Here is a 20156-nt window from a genome sequence, read left to right as displayed (position 1 = left end):
TGCCAAGGCCAGAAAAGCTTCGTACTTCACGTTGATATTCTTCCTATGTATAGAGCACGAATGCCCTGGTTAGCAACACTTTTGGTTAGCGGCGCTTTAAGCCTAGGCGCCTGCAACGGCGACAAAGGCCGCGACGCCAACACCGCCACCAGCCCTGATGCCAGCGGCGACATGGACAGCAACGGCAGCGCCGACATCAACGGCTACCCCGATGCTACCTCCGATTCTATCAGCGCTGCCCCGGAGTCGCAGGGTGGCTCCACTACCGCTCATTCATTGCCCGACGAGACGAAGGGCGCCGGTTCCCCGGAAACGACAGCCCCAGTGGGCGGCGTGGGCGGTAACACCACCAGTGGGGGCGGCTCTACTTCAGGCAGCGGCAACGGCTCGACTGGCTCTACCACGGGGGCCAGTAAACCCTGTTGTACTAGCTCTGTACGCTACTTTTTCAACTTTCTTTTCCTCAACCATACTCTTTCTGCGCTATGAAAAAAGCATCTGTTTTCCTCGGTTCCGCCTTTATCGCCGCCTTTGTTGCCGCGGCTGGCATTGAAGTATCGTCTGCTACCCCTACTGCCACGCTGGAGCAAGGCACCACTACCGGTGGCACGGGCGGCGGCAGCACATCGGGCACTACTACTAGCGGCTCCACCACTTCGGGCGGAACTACTAGCGGCTCCACTTCCGGTTCCATGACTTCGGGTGGTACTACCAGCGGTACTACTTCCGGCTCCATGACCTCGGGTTCTACCTCGGGCAGCACTACTTCGGGTGGCAGCACCTCCGGTTCGGGCTCCATGACCTCGGGCGGCAGCACCAGTGGCTCTACCTCGGGCTCCGGTTCAATGACCTCTGGCTCCAGCACCTCCGGCCGTTCTAGCCGCTCGGGTTCTACTAAGGCAACCAAAAAGACTTCTTCGGGCCGCACCACTTCGGGCCGTACTACCTCCGGCCGCACCACTAGCGGGGGCAGCACTTCGGGCTCTACTAGCGGTAGCACCACCTACTAAGGCTGCCTAGGCTGCCTTTTTTCCGAGCCTGATAAGAACCCTGAAGCGGCCTGCTACGCACTGGCTGGCGCATTCGGGGTTCTTGTCGGGCTCGGAATGGTATAGGCCCGCCAAGCCGCAGCAGCTGCGCGGCCGGGTGGGTTCTGTCTGCTCTTTTCTCTTCTGTCCGGATACGGCATGCCAGCTCTATATACGGTGTTGCGGCGTTTTTTTGAGGTTGACTTACGTGCCCTGGCCCTGTTGCGAGCAGCCGTGGCTATTGTTCTGCTCATTGATATTGGTGTCCGCAGCACCGATTTAGAAGCGTTTTACTCCAACATGGGCGTGCTGCCCCTGTCCGTGCTGTTGGAGCACAGCTGGAATCCGTATGAGTTTTCCTTGCATGCTAGCAGTGGCTTGTGGCAGGTGCAGGCTGTACTGTTTCTGCTGGCCGCCGCCGCCGCCGTAGCCTTGCTGCTCGGCTACCAAACGCGCCTAATGACGTTTTTGTCCTGGGTGCTGCTGGTGTCGGTGCAGAACCGTAACCCCCTGATTCTGCAGGGCGGCGACGATTTGCTGCGGATGCTTTTGTTCTGGGGCTTCTTTTTGCCCTGGGGACGGGTGTACTCCCTGGATGCCCGTCGTAAGCCCCTGCCCGCCAGCATGACGTACGCCAGTGCAGCCACGCTGGCCTATGTGGTGCAGCTGGCGCTGGTGTACTGGTGCACCGCCTTACTTAAAAGCAGCCCGGAGTGGCACCAAGAGGGTACCGCTCTGTACTATGCCTTCAGCCTCGACCAGGTAGTGCTACCCGGCGGCCGGCTGCTGTATCCGTACCCGGGCCTGCTCCAGGCCCTCACCTGGATGACCTTCTACCTGGAAATGCTGCTGCCTTGCGTGCTGTTCATTCCGTGGCGGGTGCCGTGGTGGCGGCTGCTTTTTGTGGGAGTGATGTACGGCTTTCACCTCGGAATCAGCCTGACGCTCTTCGTGGGTCTGTTTTTCCTGATTAACTGGGCCTCGGTGCTGGGGCTGCTGCCCGGCAGCGCCATGGATTGGTTGGAGCGCAAGCTGGTGCCGGCTTACCAGCGCCTCGGCCCCCAGGTGGCGGCGCGGCTGGTGCAGCCCTGGAACACGCGCCTGGCCCAGTGGCGTAGCGGCGTGCGGCTGCGGGTAGAAACGTCGTTGGAGCTTTCTGAGGGCTTTCGGAACCTGCTGCGGGCCGTGCGCGAAGGGGCGGTGCTGGGACTGCTGGCCTACGTGTGCTGGTGGAACCTAGACAGCATCGTTCGGCCCGAGTGGACCATGCGCCAGCCCATGCGTTGGTTGGGCTACCTAGTACGCACCGATCAGCATTGGGGCATGTTTGCGCCCTCCGTATTTAAAGACGACGGCTGGTACATCCTCGATGGTACCACCCAGGATGGCCGTCACGTCGATCTGAACCAAGAGGGTAGGGGCACGACCCTAGAAAAGCCTGCCTCCGTGGTTTCCCTGTTCCGCAACGACCGGTGGCGCAAGTACTCGGAGAACTACCTGTTCGTGGATAACTCCTTTATGCGGCCCTATTACTGCAACTACCTGCTGCGCATCTGGCATGAAAACCCTACTCATCCGCCCCTGCGGCAACTCGATGTTATTTACATGAAGGAGGTGTCACTGCCTGATTACAAAGTGGCCGCTCCTACTCGGGAAGTGTTGTGCAGCTGCGCCCTACCCGCTCCGTCTGCCCACTAACGGCAGTAGGGAAGTACTCTCTCTTTGTTCACTTTTTCGTTCTGCTTATGTCTGCTTCAACTCCCAAAGCCACCGATACCCGCGCTAACACGCCCGCCCTGCACCCCGTGGTGCCGGGGTTGTGGGGCCAGCGCAATGTGTTCGTGAATCTCTACTACGTCCGGACTCAGGAGCAGCCTGTGGCCTCGTGGGTGCTCGTAGATGCTGGTCTGCCGGGGTCCGGCTCCAAGGTTCAGCACACGGCCGAGTATTTGTTTGGGCCAGGTAATCCGCCCGCGGCCATCCTGCTCACCCACGGCCACTTCGACCACGTAGGGGCCCTGCCTCACCTGCTCAAAACCTGGCCCAACGTAACGGTGTACGCCCACCCATTGGAGCTGCCCTACCTCCGCGGCCTGTCGGCCTACCCCCCGCCCGACCCCTCAGTTGGGGGCGGAGCCATGGCAGCCATGTCGTTTCTTTATCCTAAGGCCCCACTTGATTTAGGCGACCGGGTACAGCCCCTGCCCACCGACGGCTCGGTGCCGCATTTGCCAGGGTGGCGCTGGTTGCCCACGCCGGGTCACACCCCGGGCCACGTGTCCTTCTTCCGGGAGCAAGACCGCACGCTGCTGGCCGGCGACGCCTTCGTGACTACCAAGCAGGAATCGGCTACGGCCGTGTGGCAGCAGCGCCAGGAGGTGAATGGCCCGCCCGCCTATTTTACTCCCGACTGGCCCGAGGCGCACCAATCCGTGGTTTTGCTGGCCGAGTTGCAGCCCGCAGTGGCAGCCACCGGGCATGGCATTCCGATGCGTGGGGAGGTGCTGCACCAGGAGCTGCAGCGGCTAGCCCGGCAGTTTGAGGAACTGGCCGTGCCCGCCCAGGGCCGCTACGTCGGTCACCCAGCTACGGCCAATGAAACGGGTGTTACCTACGTGCCCCCAGCTCCTGAACGCCAGGTGCCCCTGTGGGCTGTAGGAGCGGGGGTAGCGGCGGCCGTGGCTGGTTTGGTCTGGCTGCGCAGCCGCAACCGTCCGTCCACCGGGCAGACTTCTACCTATACCTCCCAGGACCGGTACCGATAAGCCAATTTGCCTAAATCCGACGCGGACCTCGCGCTGGGGTCTGCGTCCGGATTCTTCCTCTGGCACTGCCTGAGGCCTGTTGCACCGCCCCTGATAAGGCTGGCGTAGGCCTTGTGCGCTTCTTTTCCTGCCTATGGTCTCCTCGTCTTCCCTGCCGGAAGTGGCTGCTGTCCGCCGGCAGTTATCTGCGCTGCGGCACCTGAGCCTGCGTCGTCACTCCATTGCGGAGCTAAGCAAGCGCATCCGGCGGCTGTTGACCAGTCATCCGGTGCGCTGCATTGAGCTGCCCGCGGGAGTGCTGCTGTACCGGGGAGTGCCCCGGCAGGAGTTACCCGTTTACTGGTCGGAAGTATCATACCCACCTCCCGAGCGGGTAGCCAATAACCAACGGGCCAATCGGGCGGGGCAGCCCATGTTCTACGCCAGCGCCACCTGGCATCCGCCTTTTTTCGAGGCCGGAGTTCAGCCTGAGGACCACATCGTTATCAGCCGCTGGATTAGTCGCCAGCCCCTGCGCCTGGTTAGCTTTCATGAACCGGACCACTGTTCCGATGACCCGCACGCCGACCGTAACCAGGTGCTCGGGCAGGCCCGGGCCGCCCTACCCGAGCCGGCCCGCCTAGTAGCAGCCTTCCTGACTCGGGTGCTTATCAAGCCTGTTTCGGAGGATAACTCCCACTACTACCGCCTGTCCATTGCGTTGGCTGAAGCCTGTGAACTCGGAGCCGCCTTCGATGGCTTGCTGTACCCCTCCGCGGCCATGACCTCGCCGGCCCACAACCTGGCGTTGCACCCTACCTGCTTAGATGCCGGCAAGCTAACGCTGCAATACGTGGAGCACTTGCGCGTCAAGCACGTAGGGGTTGATATGCTGGACGTTTGCTCCCTGGATTTTGCCAACCGGTTCAATGAGGAAGGGCGGTTGGAGTGGTTGGGCCAACCCGGTAACTGGGTGCTCCGCGAAGCCGGTAGCAGTAGTAACTACTACCTGAAGGCAAACTGCGGCTGGCAACCGTGAACTAGTTGGGGGCCATACGTCACTTAAGTGAAAGGCAGCAAGACAAACCGCACAAAATATATACTAAGCTGTATATATTTTGTGCGGTTTGTTACTATAAACAAATACGTATTTCTGGCAGATAAATACTGATTTCGGCTTGCTACGGAGGTGGTTTCTAAGATAGTGGCGTACAACGGGGCGTGTTCCACCAAGTTACCTCACCCTTCTATGATGACAAATTCTGCATCCCAGTCCACTGAACCATTGGCTACTCCGTCTGCGCCAGCAGGAGTGCCGCGCCGAGACTTTTTACGCTATACCGGAGCGGGTGCCGCCCTCGCCGGCTTGTTCCTGGCGGGCTGCGACGACGACACCGATGAAGTAGGTGACGCTGCCCTGCTGGACGTAGGCACCGGCGACACCGGCATCCTGAATTACGCCTACGCCCTGGAGCAACTGGAAGCCGCTTTCTACGCCCAGATCAAAAACGGCTCCTACTACAAAGGCCTGGCCGCTAGCAGCGCCGAAAAACAGATTCTGGACGATTTGGCCCTGCACGAACAGGCCCACGCCGACTTCTTCAAGGCAGCCCTCGCTGGCAATGCCATTAAAGCCCTGGAGCCTGATTTCAGCAAAATCAATTTCGATGACCGGGGCAGCGTGCTGACCAACGCCCAAGCATTTGAAGACCTGGGAGTAGCGGCTTACAACGGTGCGGGCCGCTTTATTCAGAGCGCCACAAACCTCACACTAGCCGGCAAAATCGTATCCGTGGAGGCCCGTCACGCCGCGCTTATCCGCGACCTACGGCAGTACAATTCGTTCGTGGCTTCCGATGTGGTGGACGTATTCACCCCCACCTCCGCTACCTCGGCACCGGGCGTTGGTGCTGGTACGGGCAAGGAAAGGTCGAAGCGGCCCCAGGAGGTTCTGGCTACTGCCAACCAGTTCCTGAAGGCAGGCTCCCGGCTCAGCGCTACCAATTTCAGCTAGGGCTTGCACTTGCCTGGCTTTCACCCATCAGTTCCCCACTCCCCAATTGACATTCCACCATGGATCTATTAAAACTGATTTCTGATATTGAAAAGGTTGACCCCGAAGTATACGAACGTCTAGACCCACGTCGGCGCGTTTTTCGTCACTTCGGCCTTGCAGGTAAGGCCGTGACAGCGGCCGTACTACCTGGTTTGGTAAGCGGTATTTTTCAGCGGGCCTACGGTCAAACAAGCGCCTTAACTCCCGAAATTCAAGGTGTTCTGAACCTAGCCCTGAGCCTGGAGTACCTGGAGTTTTACTTCTACGACAGCGGCCTAAAAGCCGGTACCCTTATTCCGGCCACCGACCGTCCGGCGTTTGAAACTATCCGTAATGACGAATCGGGCCACATCAAGGTGCTGCGCGAAGCCCTAGGCTCAGCTGCTATTCCAGACCCGACCGTTGGCGCCTTTGATTATACGGGCGGCCGCGGCCTTATTGCCGGCCCGTTTGCTACGGTATTCACCGATTACAAGATTTTCCTGGGGTGGCTCAATCCTTCGTGGACACCGGCGTGCGGGCCTACAAAGGCGGCGCTCCGATTTTGATGCCGAACAAGGATATTTTAGAGTCGGCCCTCAACATTCACTCAGTGGAGGCGCGTCACTCCTCCCACGTGCGCACCGTTCGGCGGGCCGTGGAAGGTGGTAATCCTAGCAACGGCACTAGCGTAGCGGGCAACCTGACCAACCTCAATAAAATCCCCAAAAGCTGGATTTCGGGAATTGATAACGGTGGCGCTTCCCCCGACACTACGCCCTCTACGCGCCCCGTCTACGACAAGGGCAACCCCGAAGCCACCTACCCGGCGGAAAGCAACACCACCCAGGCTGGCGCTAACATCGTCAATGCTGCTGCTGGTATCACGGCAGCTGCCGCGTCTGAGGCCTTCGATGAGCCTCTGGACCCTACCACGGTGAAGAGCATTGCCCGCAACTTTGTAAAGAGCACTACTACGCTGTTTGTGTAAGACAAACCATATGCTAATTCGCCTCCCCCTGACTTATTTGTCTGGCTTCCAGGAAGCATAGACACAAGCAGGGGAGGCGTTTAGCGTATTATTAAGCAGTTGCGCGCCGAGCTACAGTATGTTCTGTTAACCTATCTAAAGTCATTTGGCTAACACAGTGCAAAAAATGTTTGCTTGACTATGAGGTAGTTAATAGCCACCGCTGAGTATTTTCAGCTGAATTTAAGATGCCAAGTTGCAGGTAAGACTCCTGTCGTGTACTTTTGCACTCCCTTCCGAAAAGCATCGGCCAATGGTAGGGAAATGATTCTGTAGCTCAGCTGGTAGAGCAATACACTTTTAATGTATGGGTCCTGGGTTCGAATCCCAGCGGGATCACCAAAACCCCTCACTACGTACTGTAGTGAGGGGTTTTTCTTTGTTAGCGGTTAGGGCCGAATACTACCTCAGCAGCGGACGAGCTAGAGTATTACCGGGCCTTGAACTGCTGGATAGCCTGCCGGGTTAACTCCGAGAGCACCAACCGGCCGCTAATGGCAGCCCGCTCCACCAGCAGCTGGTCCCAGTGCTCGGTGCCCGCCCAGATAACGCGCTTTAGGTCCGTCAGGGCCTCGGGGTTGTAGGTGGCTAGCTTACGGGCAAAGGCCTGCACGGCGGCATCCAGTGCCTCTTCTGAGTCCAGCACTTCGGCGTAGAGGCCACGCTGTTGGGCCCAAGTGGCCGAGCGAAACTCCGCGGCATCTAGGGCTAGCTGGGCGTAGGCCGCCACGCCAATCTTGCGCTCCACGGCCGGACCCACCACAAACGGCCCGATGCCCACCACCAGCTCACTGAGCTTTACGGAAGCTTGGGAGGTAGCAAAGCAGTAATCAGTGGCCGCCGCTACGCCCACGCCGCCGCCAATGGCCTTGCCCTGCACCCGGCCAATGATGATTTTGGGGGAGGTGCGGCAGGCGTTAATCACCTTCGCAAAGCCCGAGAAAAATTCCAGCCCCTGGGCTTCGTTTTCAATAGCAATCAGCTCATCGAAAGAGGCGCCGGCGCAGAAGGTCTTGGCACCTTCGCTTTTGAGAATGATGACCTTCGTATCGGTCTGCTGGCCAATCTGCGTGATAGTGTCGGCTAGCTTGGTCAGCAGCGCGCCGGGCAGGGAGTTGTGGCTGGGGTGAAAGAAGCTGATGGTGGCAATGCCTTCCGGACTGGTGTGGGTGGTTACGTGGCCGGCAGTGAGAGTAGTAGTGCTCATGAGAATATGTGAACGGTAGTACCATAGCCCGTTATCCTGAGCCCTGCGCAGGACCTTATCATCTCAGCACGAATCTGTACCAACGACTCGTTCGTGCGTGACAAGGCCCTGCGCAAGGCTCAGGATGACGGGCAACGAAATGCTTACGCTTGCTCCTTTTTCTTTACCATTGTCAGGATGGTGGCCACGGCTACGGTTTCGCCAGTTTCGTCGGAGACGTCCACGAGCCAACGCACGATGCCTTTGGCCACGTCCTGCTCGTCGCGCTTCTCCTGGCCGATTTTTTCTTTTACCGTGAGCTTCACCCCAATGGTCATGCCGGGGTACACGGGCTTGGTGAAGCGGCACTCATCGAGGCCGTAGTTGAGCAGCACCGGGCCCTTGCGCGGGTCCACGAACATGCCGGCGGCCTTGCTCAGGATGTAGTAGCCGTGGGCCACGCGGCCCGTGAACAGCGTGCCTTCCTGGGAGGTAGCATCGACGTGGGCGTAGAAATTGTCGCCGGAAACCTGGGCGAAGTTGGTAATGTCCGACTCCGTGACGGTGTGGCGGTGGGTGGTATAGGTCTGCCCGATTTCCAGCTCTTCGAAGTAGTGCTGGAAAGGATGCTTGTCGCGCTCCGTCTGCCGGGCTTTGGGCTGGTACACCTCCGTAATGGCCGTAATCATGCTCGGGGAGCCTTGGATGGCCACGCGCTGCATGAAGTGCTCCACACCGCGCATGCCGCCCATTTCCTGCCCACCGCCCGCGCGGCCGGGGCCGCCGTGAATGAGCAGGGGAGGGGCGAGCCGTGGCCGGTGCTTTCTTTAGCTACCTCTTCGTTGATAACCAGAATGCGGCCGTGGTGGGTGGCTGCGCCCAGCACAAACTCCTGGGCCGTGCGCGGGTCGTTGGTGGCCACGGAGCACACCAAGGAGCCCTTGCCCATGTTGGCGAGAGTAATGGCCTCGTCGAGGTTTTTGTAGGGCATGAGGGTTGCCACGGGCCCGAAGGCCTCTACCTCGTGGGAGTCGGTGAACTTGAAGGGCTCCGGGTTCAGCAGTACAATCGGCGACATAAACGCGCCCGTTTTGCAGTCACCGCCAATCACCTGCACGTTGTCCAGGTCGCCGTACACGATGGGTGTGTTCTTGGCTAGCTCGCGCACCTGCTCCCGCACGCGGTTGGCCTGGGTCATGTTCACGAGGGCACCCATGCGCACACCTTCCGCCTGCGGGTGGCCGACGGTAGTCTGGGCCAAGGCCTTGCCGAGGGCAATCTGCACGTCCTCCAGCAGGTTTTCGGGCACAATAGCCCGGCGAATAGCCGTGCATTTCTGCCCCGCTTTGGCCGTTATTTCTTTACGGATTTCCTTGATAAACAAGTCAAACTCCACGGTGCCCGGCACGGCATCGGGCCCCAGCACGGCCGCGTTCAGCGAGTCAGCTTCCATGGTGAAGGGCACGGCCTCGGTGATAATGCGCGGGTGGGCCCGCAGCTTACGGCCAGTTTCGGCTGAGCCGGTAAAGGTCACGACATCCTGGTAGGTGACGTGGTCCAGAATGCCCTGGCCCGTGCCGCACACCAGTTGCAGTGCGCCTTCCGGCAGTATTTTGGAGGCAATGATTTCGCGTACTACTGCTTCGGTGAGGTAGGCGGTAGGCACGGCCGGCTTGATGATGGCCGGCATGCCAGCCAGCAGGTTCACAGCAATCTTCTCCAGCATGCCCCAAATGGGGAAATTATAGGCGTTGATGTGCACCGCTACGCCTTCCTTGGGCACCATGATGTGGTGGCCCATGAAGTTGCCCGCCTTCGACAGCGCAATCGGGTCCGACTCCACGTAGAACGGCTTATCGGGGAATTTCCGCCGGAGCGAGGCGTTGGCAAACAGGTTGCCGATGCCGCCTTCAATGTCAATCCAGGAGTCGGCGCGGGTGGCGCCGCTACGGTAGCTGAGAGTATAGAAGTCCTCTTTTTTGCTGTCGAGGTGCAGGGCCAGGGCCTTAATCATGCGGCCCCGCTCATGGAAGGTCATTTTGCGCAGGGCCGGGTTGCCGGTGCGGCGGGCGTAGTCGAGCATGGCGGCGTAGTCGAGGCCTTCGCCGTTGGCAATGGCAATGATCTCGCCAGTGGAGGCGTCGTGCAGCTCGTGCTGCTCGCCCGAGCCAGCCGTCCAGCGGCCCATCACGTAGTTTTCGAGGGTAGGAGTCATATAACTAGGGTAGGAAGGTAGGAGGGTTGGGAGGCAGTGAGGGGTAGGAGAGGGAAGCTATTGGTGGCTACGGTGCCGAAGCATCTTTACTGCTGCGTTGGGGTTAAGCTCAGTACCAGTACTTCCTCAGCGACGATAGATGCATCTAATCCAGCAGAGGAATCGAACGTGCATTCGATGTTGCTTCCAACTTCTTCGAATGTGAGTTCAAAAATGACGTTTTGCTGGCTGAAGTAGCCGAAGGTCATTTCTTGTATGCCAGTAAGTTGATATTTCTATATCACAATGCTTTGTGAGTTTGTAGTGGCCACTTTTATCCACTTCGTTAGTTATCTCGAAAGCAGCAATTACAAACGTTATTGAGGTCCGATAACCAGGATGAGCTTCAAAGGTCACCTTAGTGATTTCAGCGTCATGAAAGTCGGGCCAGTAGCCAAAGTGCTCACGCACGATTTCAGCATTGACTATCCGGCTGATGGCTGGACTTTCTGTTTTGCTCATAAGTATTAATAGTGCTTTAAAATACCAAATGAAGCGGTAGAGATGCTTCGCGGGGCTCAGCATGACGTTCTATTTGCAAAACTACTCGCCCGCTTTGCGTTCGGCCCAGGTCTGGTAGCTGGCTTGCTGCACCGCGCGGTCGGCGGGGACTTCGCGCAGGGGCTCGCAGGGCTGCAGGGTGGCGTGCAAGTCAGCGGGAAGCTGCATGTAGATGCGGGTGCCTTCGGTTTTCCAGGCCAGCATGTCGTCGCTTACTTGCCGGATGATTTTATGCGGATTGCCGACTACCAGGCTGCGCGGCGGAATAACTTCATCGGCCTTGATAAAGCTCAGGGCCCCGATGATGCTTTCGTCGCCGATTTCCACCCGGTCCATAAGCACGGCGTTCATGCCCACCAGCACGTTGCGGCCCACGGTAGCGCCGTGAATAATGGCGCCGTGGCCGATGTGGGCCATTTCCTTGAGCCGGGTGGTAGTGCCGGGAAACATGTGCACGGTGCAATTTTCCTGCACGTTGCAGTTATCCTCAATGATGATCTGGCCCCAGTCGCCACGAATGGCCGCGCCGGGCCCGATGTACACATTGCGGCCGATGATGACGTTGCCTGTCACGGCGGCCTGCGGGTGCACATACGCCGACTCGTGCACCACTGGAACAAAGCCGTTGAACGAGTAGATCATACCTTTTCGATGATGGCCGCGTACCCCTGCCCCACGCCCACGCACATGGTTACGAGGGCGTAGCGCTTGTTCTGCTTGTGCAGCTCCAGGGCGGCCGTGTTCAGGATGCGGGCCCCACTCATGCCCAGCGGGTGGCCCAGGGCAATGGCGCCACCGTTGGGGTTAATGCGCGGGTCGGAGCCTTCCAGCCCCAGGCCCCGCACGCAGGCCAGGGTTTGGGCCGCAAAGGCCTCGTTGAACTCAATCAGGTCGATTTGGTCGAGGGTGAGGCCCGCCTTTTTCAGGGCCTGCTGCGAGGCCGGTACCGGCCCAATGCCCATGGTGCGCGGCTCCACGCCCGCTACCCCCATGCTCACGATACGGGCCCGGGGCGTGAGGTTATGCTGCTTGATTCCTTCTTCCGAAGCCAGCAGCAAGGCCGCCGCCCGTCATTCAGGCCCGAGGAGTTGCCAGCCGTTACGGAGCCGTTCTTGCGGAAAGCCGGCCGGAGTTGGGCCAGGCCCTCCAGGGTAGTGTTTGACTTAATAAACTCGTCCTGAGCAAACAGCACCGGCTCGCCCTTGCGCTGGGGAATAGGCACGGGCACGATTTCCTCGGCGAAGCGGCCGGAGTCGCGGGCCCGGCCGGCGCGTTGGTGCGACTCGTACGCAAACTGGTCCTGGTCCTGGCGGCTGATGTGGTACTGGTCTACCAGGTTTTCGGCTGTTTCACCCATGGCATCGGTGCCGTAGAGTTCTTCCAGCTTGGCATTCACAAAGCGCCAGCCGAAGCTGGAATCGTACATTTTAGAGTCGGTGCCGAACGCTTTACTCGGCTTCGACATGACGTAGGGCGCGCGGGTCATGCTCTCGACCCCACCCGAAACGAACAAATCACCGTCGCCGCTCTGGATGGCGCGGGCGGCGGCAATGCTGGCTGAGAGGCCCGAGGCGCACAGGCGGTTCACAGTTTCGCCGGGCACAGAGGTTGGCAGGCCCGCCAGCAGCAGGGCCATGCGGGCCACGTTGCGGTTGTCTTCGCCGGCCTGGTTGGCACACCCCAGAATGACATCGGCAATAGCGGCCGGATCAACTGAGGAGTTGCGTTTCAGGAGTTCTTGTATGACGAGCGCCGCCAAGTCATCGGGCCGGACGGCGGCCAGGGTGCCGCCGAAATTGCCGATGGGAGTCCGGATACCGTCAATAATATAGGCTTGGGTCATGAGATGGTGAACTAGTGGGGTGGTGAAATGGCGAGTTTAATGTTCTGGTGGCGTGTGTGAATCTGGCAGCGTATGGCTGTCAAACTCACCTTTTCACCACCTCACCATGTCACAATATTGCCTTGCTGGTGCGGTAGGCCGTGCCTTTGAACAGGGCCAGGACCACGCCGTGCTGGTTGGTGGCGCGAACCTGGTACACGCCTACTTTGTGCTTGAGACTTTCCTCGCGGGCTTCCACGGTAATCACGTCGCCGAGTTTGCCCGCCTCCAGGTAGTCAATCGTGACGGTGAGGCCCACGCTCTGGCGGCCGTGGCTATTACAGGCGAAGGCAAAGGCCGAATCGGCGGCCGCGAAGGCGACGCCCCCGTGCAAGACCGCAAAGCCGTTGAGCATGTCGGGGCGCACCGTGAAGTGCAGGCGGCAGTAGCCGGGCCCAACTTGTTCTACCTCCAGTCCCAGCAGTTGGCTGAACGCGTCGTGCCGGAGCATCCGTTCCTGCACGGCTTCGGCGGTAGTGCTAGCGGTGGTTTCCGGCTGCTTCATGCTGAAAGAAGGTTTGGCCAGCCTTTACCATGCGGCGCAGGAGCGGACTGGCCCGGTAACGGTCCTCGTGGTACTCCTCATACAGGCCATCGAGGGTAGCCAGCACGGTAGCGGGGCCGAGTTCATCGGCCCAGGCTAGCAGACCTTTGGGGTAGTTCACGCCCTTGGTCATGGCCAGTTCCAGGTCGTCCTTCGAGGCCACGTTCAGGGCCAGCGCATCCGCTGCTTCATTGATGAGCATGGCCAGAATGCGGTTAAGTACCTGGCGGCCCAGCGCTTCGTCGCGGGTGGGTTCCGGCTGCACAGCATCGGCCGCGTAGCTGTAGAAACCCCGGCCCGACTTCCGGCCGTAGTAACCGGCCTCGAACAAGCGCTTCTGGGAAAAAGAGGGTTTGTAGCGCGGATCGAAGAAAAAGGAGGTGAACACTGACTCCGTGACGCGGTAATTCACGTCGTGGCCGATAAAGTCCATGAGGGCAAACGGGCCCATGCGGAAGCCGCCCAGCTCCGTCATGGCCCAATCGATGGTTGCCATATCGGCCAGGCCTTCTTCTAGAATTCGGATGGCCTCCCCGTAAAATGGCCGCGCCACGCGGTTCACAATAAAGCCTGGCGTGTCCTTGGCTAGTACCGGCAGTTTGCCCCAGCTTCGCACCAAGTCGCGCACCTGTTCGGCCAACCCGGTGCGCGTTTGCACGGCCGGAATAACTTCCACCAGCTGCATAAGGGGGGCCGGGTTGAAGAAGTGAATGCCGATGAAACGCTCGGGCCTCTGGCAGGCGGCGGCAATGGAGGCAATGGATAGGGAAGAGGTATTGGAGGCCAGAATGCACGTTTCCGACACGAGCAATTCTACTTCCTTGAACAGCTGCTGCTTCACGCCCAGGTCCTCCACCACGGCCTCCAGCACCAACTCACAGTCCTGAAAAGTGCCGATGTCTTCCGTCAGGTGCAAGCGCGCGAAGATGGCCGCCGCCATTTCAATGGTTAGCTTGCCCTTTTCCGCCAGCTTGTCGAGGCCACCCTGAATGGATTTGCCGGCGCGTTGTAGGGCCTGGGTATTCTGGTCGAGGAGGCGCACGGTGTGGCCCGCGGTAGCTACTACTTGGGCAATGCCCGCGCCCATGGCCCCACTCCCGATAATGCCGATAATCATTGGCCCGTGAAGCTAGGTTGACGTTTTTCCAGGAAGGCGGCTACCCCTTCGCGGTAGTCGGAGGTGCTGCCGGCCCGGAGTTGGAAGTCGGCTTCGTAGCGCAACTGCTGGGTTAGGTCGTTGCTGAACGACACGTTCAGGAGCTGCTTGGTGTAGGCCAGGCCTTTGGTGGGCATGGCGGCCAGCTTCTGCACCAGCGCCCGCGCTTCCTGCTCAAACGACTCGTCGGGGAAGGTTTTGTAAATCATACCCATCTGCACTGCTTCCGGCGCCGAAACCTTGTCGCCGGTCATCATTAGCGCTGAAGCCCGCTGCAGCCCGATGAGGCGGGGTAGGAAAAAGGTGCCGGCGCTGTCTGGAATTAAGCCAATCTTGCTGAACGCCTGAATAAACGAAGCCGATTCCTTGGCCACCACAATGTCGCAGGCCAGGGCCAGGTTGGCGCCCGCCCGGCCGCTACGCCATTCACGGCCGCCACTACCGGCTTATCCAGGGCCCGAATCAGTTCCACAATCGGGTTATAGAGCTTCTCCACAATTTCCGCTACCTCCGGGCTATCCGGACCGGTGATTTCCGCCAGGTCCTGGCCCGCGCAGAAGGCTTTGCCGGTGCCCGTGAGCAGCACGGCGCGCACCGCCGGGTTCTGCTGGCACTCGCGCAAGTGCTGCTGCAAGGCCAGCGCTACCTCTTTGTTAACGCTGTTAAAAACCTGGGGCCGGTTAAAGCAGATGGTGGCAACGCCGCCATCGAGGGAAAAGAGCAGGGAGTCGTTCATGTAGAGCCTCACGGTTGCCTCACCCCTAGCTCTCTCTCCGGGGGAGAGGGAGAACTAGCTGCTAGTTTTCTAGGCTAGTTTCTGGAATGAGCGAGGTGAGTAGGTTTAAGGTTAGAAAAACTAAAAGGCTAGTTCTCCCTCTCCCCCGGAGAGGGGCTAGGGGGTGAGGCCAGCTTAGGCGTGGCATTTGAAGTAGTCGAAGGGCTCCAGGCAGTCGTCGCACTGGTAGTGGGCTTTGCAAGCGGTAGACCCGAACTGGCTGACCAGGTGGGTGCGCTCCGACTTGCAGAGCGGGCAGCGCACGGCCGTATCGGCCCCGAACAGGTTGAGCATGTGACCGGTGGCGGTGCCATCTACGGGCGGGGCAATGCCGTACTCTTCTAACTTGTGGCGGCCGGCGGCGCTCATCCAATCGGTGGTCCAGGCGGGGCTGAGCTGGTTGTGGATGTGCAGCTTGGTAATGCCCTCGGCCAGCAGCCGCAGCCGGATTTCAGTGGCAATGGTGTTCATGGCCGGGCAGCCGGAATAGGTCGGCGTAATGGTGACGTGAACTTCTTTATTCTCCACCCGCACCGCGCGCACAATACCCAAATCCAGGATGCTGAGCACGGGCACTTCCGGGTCGGAAACGTCTTCCAGCAGCTGCCAGATGTGCTCTTCGGTGGGCATAAGTAGTGTAATGATGAAGTGAAAAGGTTGCTTCGCAAAACAGCTGTAGAGCTGTAGAGACGCGACACTTCGCGTCTCTATCGTTGCTGACGTTGTTTAGTCAGTACTGTTCTAGGTGAGTCATTCAACGAGGAGACGCGAAGTGTCGCGTCTCTACAGCTGTTCGGCTACCACTGCAAACCAGGATAGGTCCGCTGTAGGTACTGCAGCTCGGCCAGCAGGTAGCCCAGGTGCTCGGAGTGGCGGCCGTCTTTGCCGCCTTTCTGCATGAACACGCCCTGGGGTACCGGCAAAGTAGCTTCCTCGAACACGCGAGTTACGTGGTTGTCTATCTGCTGCTGGATGGGGGCGTAGTCAGGTAGGAGGCCGGCGGCTTGCAGGGCTTTTTCGGTGGTTGAAGGATTCGTCAGCTCCCCGGCGTAGCGCCAGAGGTTGCTGATGGCTTTTTCCACCCGGCGGCGGCTTTCCTCGGTGCCGTCACCCAGGCGAATTACCCACTCTGAGCTCCACTTGATATGGTAGGCCGCTTCCTTCACCGACTTCTCAGCAATGGCCGCCAGTTGCGCGTCCGGCCCCGATTTCAGCTGGAGCAGCAGGTGGTAGTGGAAGCAGTCATAGATGAACTGCCGCACAATGGTGCTGGCAAAATCCCCGTTGGGTTGCTCTACTAGCAAGGGGTTGCGGTACTCCACGGCGCTGCGCAGGTAGGCCAAATCGTCCTCGGTGCGGCCCTTGCCTTCCAGCTCGGCGGCGTACTGGTAGTAGCTGCGGGCCTCGCCCAGCAAGTCCAGGGCAATGTTGGCCATGGCCAGGTCCTGCTCCAGAATGGGGCCGTGCCCGCACCACTCGGAAAGGCGGTGAGCTAGAATCAGGCTGGTATCGGCTAGCTGCAGCACATAGGCAAACAGCTGGGTTTGGGTTTCGGGGGAAGCAGCGGCCGGGGTTGGCGCGGGCATCGGGGAGTCCGTCATCGGTTACATGTGCTTGATGGAATCCGGCACCTGGTAGAAGGTCGGATGGCGGTAGATTTTGTCGTTGGCCGGCTCGTAGAAAGCGGCCGAATCGTCGGGATTGGAGGCGTGCACGTGCTGGCTTTCCACCACCCAGATGCTGACGCCTTCGAGGCGGCGCGTGTACACGTCGCGGGCATTTTGGATGGCCATTTCGGCGTCGGCGGCGTGGAGACTACCCACGTGCTTATGGTCGAGGCCCTGCTTGCTGCGGATGAAAACTTCCCACAGCGGCCATTCTTTTTGGGACATAAATTGGGAGGGCGTGAGGGTAGGAGGGTGAGAGTTGAGGAGGGGAAAGGGGTAGGGAATAGATGCCCCGGAAATTATGCGTCCTGCTGAGTTTGCCGAAGCATTTCGCGGGCTGACGCTGGGTGGGAACATCAGCATTCAAGCAAAATGCCCCGACAAGCCCAGCAGGACGGGTGATGCAAGGGTGCGTTAGGCAGCTACGGCGGTAGCGGCTTCGCGCTGCTTGCGCTTCTCGGCGTGGGCCAGGGCGGCCTCCCGCACCCAGGCGCCTTCCTCGTGGGCCTGTACGCGGGCCTGTAGGCGCTCCTGGTTGCACAGGCCGTTGCCTTTCACCACATTCCAGAACTCCTCCCAGTCCACGTCGCCGAAGTCGTAGCCCTGCTTGGCCTCGTTCCACTTCAGGTTGGGGTCCGGCACCGTGAGGCCCAGAAACTCGGCCTGGGGCACCATCATGTCCACGAATTTCTGGCGCAGCTCGTCGTTGGTGAAGCGCTTGATGCGCCAGTTCATCGACTGGGCCGTGTTCGGCGACTCCGAGTCCTTGGGCCCGAACATCATCAGCGTGGGCCACCACCAGCGGTTGAGGCCTTCCTGAGCCATGGCCTTCTGCTCCGGCGAGCCTTCGCACAGGGTCTGCATGATTTCAAAGCCCTGGCGCTGGTGGAAGCTTTCCTCCTTGCACACGCGCACCATGGCGCGGGCGTAGGGACCGTAGGAAGTGCGGCAGAGCGGCACCTGATTCAGGATGGCGGCCCCATCTACCAGCCAGCCCACGCAGCCCATGTCGGCCCAGCTCAGGGTAGGGTAGTTGAAAATGCTCGAATACTTGGCTTTGCCGGAGTGCAGGTCGGCCAGCATTTGGTCGCGGGAAGCACCCAGGGTTTCGGCGGCGGAGTAGAGGTAGAGGCCGTGGCCGGCTTCGTCCTGCACCTTGGCCAGCAGAATGGATTTGCGCTTAAGCGAAGGAGCCCGCGTAATCCAGTTGCCTTCCGGCAGCATGCCCACCAGTTCGGAGTGTGCGTGCTGGGAAATCTGCCGGATCAGGGTTTTGCGGTAGGCGTCGGGCATCCAATCCTTAGGCTCGATGCGCACATCCGCGTCAATGCGGGCCTGAAACTGTTCTTCCTGGGTGAGTTCTAGCGTTTCCATGCCTTCTTAACAAAGCTTAACTAACATTCGTTAGTTAAATGTAAGGAAAAAGTTGAGTTGTCATTCCGACGTAGGAGGAATCTGGGTTAGTGCCTTGTAAATAATCCAGATTCCTTCTGCGTCGGAATGACAGTTCTAGTGAATTCTACTGGTCAAAATCCACCGTAACCTTTTCGGAGGTGGGGCGGGCCTGGCAGGAGAGGACGTAGCCTTTCGCTACTTCGGTGTCGGAGAGGGAGTAGTTCACGTCCATTTCCACGGTGCCTTCCGTGATGCGGCAGCGGCAGGTGCTACACATGCCATTTTTGCAGGAATAGGGCGCATCGGCGCCGGTTTCGAGCAGGGCGTCGAGGATGGTGTCGCCGTAGTACGACATTTCCAGGATGCGCTTGGTACCTTCCAACTGCACGGTTACCTGGCTGTGCTTGTCGTCCTCGCCGGCGGGGCGCTGGGCTTGGCGGGCGGCGGCCCGCTGGGCGCTGCCAGTGGAGGCGAACATTTCGAAGTGAATCTTCTCGGGGGCTACCCCGGCTTCGGCCAGCACGTCCTTCACGTCGTTAATCATCTCTTCCGGGCCGCAGATAAAGCACTCGTCAATTGCGCGGGCGGGTACAATTTTGTCGAGGAACAGGCGGGCCTTCTCGGCGTTGATGCGGCCGAACAGCAGGTCGGTGTCGCCCTGCTCGCGGCTAAGGATGTGGTAGACGCTGAGGCGGTTCAGGAAGCGGTTTTTCAGGGCCTCAATTTCCTCCTTGAAGATGATGGAGTTGCGGCCCCGGTTGCCATAAATCAGGTACACCCGGCTGTTGGGCTCCGTTAAGAGCACCGTTTTGATAATGGACATGACCGGGGTAATGCCCGAGCCCGCCGCAAATAGTACGTAGAGTTTCTGCTGCTCCGGGTGCACTTCGGTGTAGAAATGACCCATCGGCGGCATCACTTCCAGTTCTTCGCCTACCCGCAACTGCTCCACGGCCAGGGAGGAAAACCGACCTTCCGGCACTTTCTTGATGGCCACGCGCCACTCGTTTTCCAGGGGGCTGCTACAAATGGAATAGGAGCGGCGCAACTCCTCCCCATTATGCTCCCGCCGGAACGTTAGGTACTGGCCTTGGGTGAATTTGAACGTTTCGCGCAGGTCGGCGGGCACGTCCAGAGACACGCTCACGCAGTCCGGGGTTTCCCGAACGATGCTCTTGATTTTGACTTTATGAAAACGGCTCATGATACTTTGCTATTCGCTGCGGGCTGTTGGCTGTTAGCTTTCGTTGGCCTGGTAGGCTAACTGCTAATGGCTCACAGCCAACAGCTTATTTTCTTTCCAGCCCCGTTAGGAGCATGGTAACAATATTGGCCTCTAGCTCCTCGGCTGACAGCTCGCGTCCGGGGCGGTACCAGAGCTCTACCCAGCGCACGGCCGAGAGAATCGTGAACAAGGCCACCGATACGTTGACGGGCTGAAACTCGCCGGCGGCAATGCCCTGCTCAATCAGGGCCGCAAAGCCTTTTTCGTACTGCTTGCGGGCGTCTTTGAACGCCGTGAGGGCCGGCTCGGGGAGGTACTTCCAGTCGTGGTTAGCTACGGATACGGCCGCTCCGTCCTCAATCATCAGCCGGATGTGCAGGCGAATTAGCGACTTAATCTTCTCGACATAAGGGGCCTGGGTAGCCTCAATTTCGGCCAGCTGGGAAATGTATGTGCTCGACACCCGAAAGCAGATCAGCTCCAGAATCTCGTCCTTGGACTTGATGTGGTTGTACATGCTGGCCGCTTCAATGCCGACTTCGCCGGCCAGGTCGCGCATGGAAGTGCCGCCGAAGCCTTTCTGTTTGAACAGTTTAGCGGCTTCTTCCAGAATTAGCTGGCGCTTATTGGTTTTGCGGGTCGTAATCATGGGTGGGAAGGAAGGGAAGGTCAGTAGCCGTACGCCAACGGCCTGTTAAAGATTACGCAAATCCGTGGCGCCGCTCAACTTTTCG

At 59.5% G+C, this 20156-nt stretch carries 21 protein-coding genes, 1 tRNA gene and 2 pseudogenes; 9 read left to right on the top strand and 15 right to left on the bottom strand.

What is annotated here, in order from left to right:
• Window positions 1–81: 81 nt before the first annotated feature.
• The 9 genes from MUN84_RS03350 to MUN84_RS03315 all read left to right on the top strand — a co-directional run bounded on the left by MUN84_RS03350 (window position 82) and on the right by MUN84_RS03315 (window position 7179).
• Entirely contained in the window at window positions 82–489 is a 408-nt protein-coding gene (locus tag MUN84_RS03350) for a hypothetical protein (protein ID WP_244696643.1), read from the top strand.
• The gene (locus MUN84_RS03345) at window positions 486–1010 is read left to right on the top strand and encodes a hypothetical protein (RefSeq protein WP_244696642.1); all 525 of its coding nucleotides are present in this window, start codon (window positions 486–488) and stop codon (window positions 1008–1010) included. Before MUN84_RS03350 ends, MUN84_RS03345 begins: the two co-directional genes overlap by 4 nt.
• A gap of 177 nt (window positions 1011–1187) precedes the next feature.
• Window positions 1188–2726: an HTTM domain-containing protein gene (locus tag MUN84_RS03340; protein WP_244696641.1), complete on the top strand. Its 1539-nt coding sequence runs from the start codon at window positions 1188–1190 to the stop codon at window positions 2724–2726.
• A 47-nt stretch (window positions 2727–2773) separates the two neighbouring features.
• Window positions 2774–3793 carry an MBL fold metallo-hydrolase gene (locus MUN84_RS03335; protein WP_244696640.1) on the top strand — a complete coding sequence of 340 codons (1020 nt, stop codon included), beginning with the start codon at window positions 2774–2776 and terminating at the stop codon, window positions 3791–3793.
• Window positions 3794–3926: 133 nt separating this feature from the next.
• Window positions 3927–4811, top strand: a complete 885-nt coding sequence (locus MUN84_RS03330; protein WP_244696639.1) for an RES domain-containing protein — start codon at window positions 3927–3929, stop codon at window positions 4809–4811.
• Between the two features lie 246 nt (window positions 4812–5057).
• A complete protein-coding gene (locus MUN84_RS03325) occupies window positions 5058–5786 on the top strand; it encodes a ferritin-like domain-containing protein (protein WP_244696638.1) in 729 nt (242 codons plus the stop codon).
• A gap of 59 nt (window positions 5787–5845) precedes the next feature.
• Window positions 5846–6376: a ferritin-like domain-containing protein gene (locus MUN84_RS22770; RefSeq protein ID WP_262920628.1), complete on the top strand. Its 531-nt coding sequence runs from the start codon at window positions 5846–5848 to the stop codon at window positions 6374–6376.
• On the top strand, window positions 6316–6798 hold the full coding sequence (locus MUN84_RS22765) for a ferritin-like domain-containing protein (protein WP_262920627.1): 483 nt from the start codon (window positions 6316–6318) through the stop codon (window positions 6796–6798). The genes MUN84_RS22770 and MUN84_RS22765 overlap by 61 nt, the downstream gene beginning before the upstream one ends.
• Window positions 6799–7103: 305 nt before the next feature.
• A tRNA-Lys gene (locus tag MUN84_RS03315) sits at window positions 7104–7179 on the top strand.
• An 88-nt stretch (window positions 7180–7267) separates the two neighbouring features.
• Here the strand turns inward: MUN84_RS03315 and MUN84_RS03310 are convergent.
• The 15 genes and pseudogenes from MUN84_RS03310 to MUN84_RS03240 all read right to left on the bottom strand — a co-directional run bounded on the left by MUN84_RS03310 (window position 7268) and on the right by MUN84_RS03240 (window position 20071).
• Window positions 7268–8044: an enoyl-CoA hydratase/isomerase family protein gene (locus MUN84_RS03310; RefSeq protein WP_244696637.1), complete on the bottom strand. Its 777-nt coding sequence runs from the start codon at window positions 8042–8044 to the stop codon at window positions 7268–7270.
• A gap of 143 nt (window positions 8045–8187) precedes the next feature.
• Window positions 8188–8757, bottom strand: a complete 570-nt coding sequence (locus MUN84_RS03305; RefSeq protein ID WP_244696636.1) for a MaoC/PaaZ C-terminal domain-containing protein — start codon at window positions 8755–8757, stop codon at window positions 8188–8190.
• Window positions 8709–10238, bottom strand: coding sequence for a phenylacetic acid degradation bifunctional protein PaaZ (paaZ, locus tag MUN84_RS03300; protein ID WP_244696635.1), 1530 nt, complete (start codon window positions 10236–10238; stop codon window positions 8709–8711). Before paaZ ends, MUN84_RS03305 begins: the two co-directional genes overlap by 49 nt.
• Window positions 10239–10445: 207 nt before the next feature.
• On the bottom strand, window positions 10446–10739 hold the full coding sequence (locus MUN84_RS03295) for a hypothetical protein (protein ID WP_244696634.1): 294 nt from the start codon (window positions 10737–10739) through the stop codon (window positions 10446–10448).
• Between the two features lie 81 nt (window positions 10740–10820).
• Window positions 10821–11420, bottom strand: a complete 600-nt coding sequence (locus tag MUN84_RS03290) for a transferase hexapeptide repeat family protein (protein WP_244696633.1) — start codon at window positions 11418–11420, stop codon at window positions 10821–10823.
• A pseudogene (pcaF, locus tag MUN84_RS03285) lies at window positions 11417–12621 on the bottom strand (3-oxoadipyl-CoA thiolase). The gene MUN84_RS03290 and the pseudogene pcaF overlap by 4 nt, the downstream one beginning before the upstream one ends.
• Window positions 12622–12730: 109 nt before the next feature.
• Window positions 12731–13165 carry a hydroxyphenylacetyl-CoA thioesterase PaaI gene (paaI, locus tag MUN84_RS03280; protein WP_244696632.1) on the bottom strand — a complete coding sequence of 145 codons (435 nt, stop codon included), beginning with the start codon at window positions 13163–13165 and terminating at the stop codon, window positions 12731–12733.
• Entirely contained in the window at window positions 13140–14321 is a 1182-nt protein-coding gene (locus MUN84_RS03275; RefSeq protein ID WP_244696631.1) for a 3-hydroxyacyl-CoA dehydrogenase NAD-binding domain-containing protein, read from the bottom strand. Before MUN84_RS03275 ends, paaI begins: the two co-directional genes overlap by 26 nt.
• Window positions 14318–15096 (bottom strand): annotated as a pseudogene (locus tag MUN84_RS03270) (enoyl-CoA hydratase-related protein). Before MUN84_RS03270 ends, MUN84_RS03275 begins: the two are co-directional and overlap by 4 nt.
• Window positions 15097–15270: 174 nt before the next feature.
• Window positions 15271–15765 carry a 1,2-phenylacetyl-CoA epoxidase subunit PaaD gene (gene paaD / locus MUN84_RS03265; protein WP_244696630.1) on the bottom strand — a complete coding sequence of 165 codons (495 nt, stop codon included), beginning with the start codon at window positions 15763–15765 and terminating at the stop codon, window positions 15271–15273.
• A 167-nt stretch (window positions 15766–15932) separates the two neighbouring features.
• Window positions 15933–16736 (bottom strand): 1,2-phenylacetyl-CoA epoxidase subunit PaaC, encoded by an 804-nt coding sequence (paaC, locus tag MUN84_RS03260; protein ID WP_244696629.1) that lies wholly within the window; start codon window positions 16734–16736, stop codon window positions 15933–15935.
• 3 nt (window positions 16737–16739) lie between these two features.
• The gene (paaB, locus tag MUN84_RS03255) at window positions 16740–17027 is read right to left on the bottom strand and encodes a 1,2-phenylacetyl-CoA epoxidase subunit PaaB (protein WP_244696628.1); all 288 of its coding nucleotides are present in this window, start codon (window positions 17025–17027) and stop codon (window positions 16740–16742) included.
• Between the two features lie 189 nt (window positions 17028–17216).
• Window positions 17217–18176 carry a 1,2-phenylacetyl-CoA epoxidase subunit PaaA gene (gene paaA, locus MUN84_RS03250; RefSeq protein ID WP_244696627.1) on the bottom strand — a complete coding sequence of 320 codons (960 nt, stop codon included), beginning with the start codon at window positions 18174–18176 and terminating at the stop codon, window positions 17217–17219.
• A 145-nt stretch (window positions 18177–18321) separates the two neighbouring features.
• A complete protein-coding gene (paaE, locus tag MUN84_RS03245; protein WP_244696626.1) occupies window positions 18322–19401 on the bottom strand; it encodes a 1,2-phenylacetyl-CoA epoxidase subunit PaaE in 1080 nt (359 codons plus the stop codon).
• Between the two features lie 85 nt (window positions 19402–19486).
• Window positions 19487–20071: a TetR/AcrR family transcriptional regulator gene (locus MUN84_RS03240; protein WP_244696625.1), complete on the bottom strand. Its 585-nt coding sequence runs from the start codon at window positions 20069–20071 to the stop codon at window positions 19487–19489.
• Between the last annotated feature and the right edge of the window lie 85 nt (window positions 20072–20156).

It is taken from the genome of Hymenobacter sp. 5516J-16 (assembly GCF_022919335.1).
GTDB classification, from domain to species: domain Bacteria; phylum Bacteroidota; class Bacteroidia; order Cytophagales; family Hymenobacteraceae; genus Hymenobacter; species Hymenobacter sublimis.
The sequence above is the reverse complement of the archived record's forward strand: the minus strand, read 5'-3'. Positions and strand labels throughout refer to the sequence as shown.

What these genes read in the sequence shown, in the direction of transcription:
- MUN84_RS03340 (WP_244696641.1), top strand. Translation starts at nt 1,188, where the DNA reads ATGCCAGCTCTATATACGGTGTTGCGGCGTTTTTTTGAGGTTGACTTA.
- paaC (WP_244696629.1), bottom strand. Translation starts at nt 16,736, where the DNA reads ATGACGGACTCCCCGATGCCCGCGCCAACCCCGGCCGCTGCTTCCCCC.
- paaA (WP_244696627.1), bottom strand. Translation starts at nt 18,176, where the DNA reads ATGGAAACGCTAGAACTCACCCAGGAAGAACAGTTTCAGGCCCGCATT.
- paaB (WP_244696628.1), bottom strand. Translation starts at nt 17,027, where the DNA reads ATGTCCCAAAAAGAATGGCCGCTGTGGGAAGTTTTCATCCGCAGCAAG.
- MUN84_RS03330 (WP_244696639.1), top strand. Translation starts at nt 3,927, where the DNA reads ATGGTCTCCTCGTCTTCCCTGCCGGAAGTGGCTGCTGTCCGCCGGCAG.
- paaZ (WP_244696635.1), bottom strand. Translation starts at nt 10,238, where the DNA reads ATGACTCCTACCCTCGAAAACTACGTGATGGGCCGCTGGACGGCTGGC.
- paaI (WP_244696632.1), bottom strand. Translation starts at nt 13,165, where the DNA reads ATGAAGCAGCCGGAAACCACCGCTAGCACTACCGCCGAAGCCGTGCAG.
- paaD (WP_244696630.1), bottom strand. Translation starts at nt 15,765, where the DNA reads ATGCCCACCGAAGAGCACATCTGGCAGCTGCTGGAAGACGTTTCCGAC.
- MUN84_RS03345 (WP_244696642.1), top strand. Translation starts at nt 486, where the DNA reads ATGAAAAAAGCATCTGTTTTCCTCGGTTCCGCCTTTATCGCCGCCTTT.
- MUN84_RS03240 (WP_244696625.1), bottom strand. Translation starts at nt 20,071, where the DNA reads ATGATTACGACCCGCAAAACCAATAAGCGCCAGCTAATTCTGGAAGAA.
- paaE (WP_244696626.1), bottom strand. Translation starts at nt 19,401, where the DNA reads ATGAGCCGTTTTCATAAAGTCAAAATCAAGAGCATCGTTCGGGAAACC.
- MUN84_RS03275 (WP_244696631.1), bottom strand. Translation starts at nt 14,321, where the DNA reads ATGATTATCGGCATTATCGGGAGTGGGGCCATGGGCGCGGGCATTGCC.
- MUN84_RS22770 (WP_262920628.1), top strand. Translation starts at nt 5,846, where the DNA reads ATGGATCTATTAAAACTGATTTCTGATATTGAAAAGGTTGACCCCGAA.
- MUN84_RS03335 (WP_244696640.1), top strand. Translation starts at nt 2,774, where the DNA reads ATGTCTGCTTCAACTCCCAAAGCCACCGATACCCGCGCTAACACGCCC.
- MUN84_RS03295 (WP_244696634.1), bottom strand. Translation starts at nt 10,739, where the DNA reads ATGAGCAAAACAGAAAGTCCAGCCATCAGCCGGATAGTCAATGCTGAA.
- MUN84_RS03310 (WP_244696637.1), bottom strand. Translation starts at nt 8,044, where the DNA reads ATGAGCACTACTACTCTCACTGCCGGCCACGTAACCACCCACACCAGT.
- MUN84_RS03290 (WP_244696633.1), bottom strand. Translation starts at nt 11,420, where the DNA reads ATGATCTACTCGTTCAACGGCTTTGTTCCAGTGGTGCACGAGTCGGCG.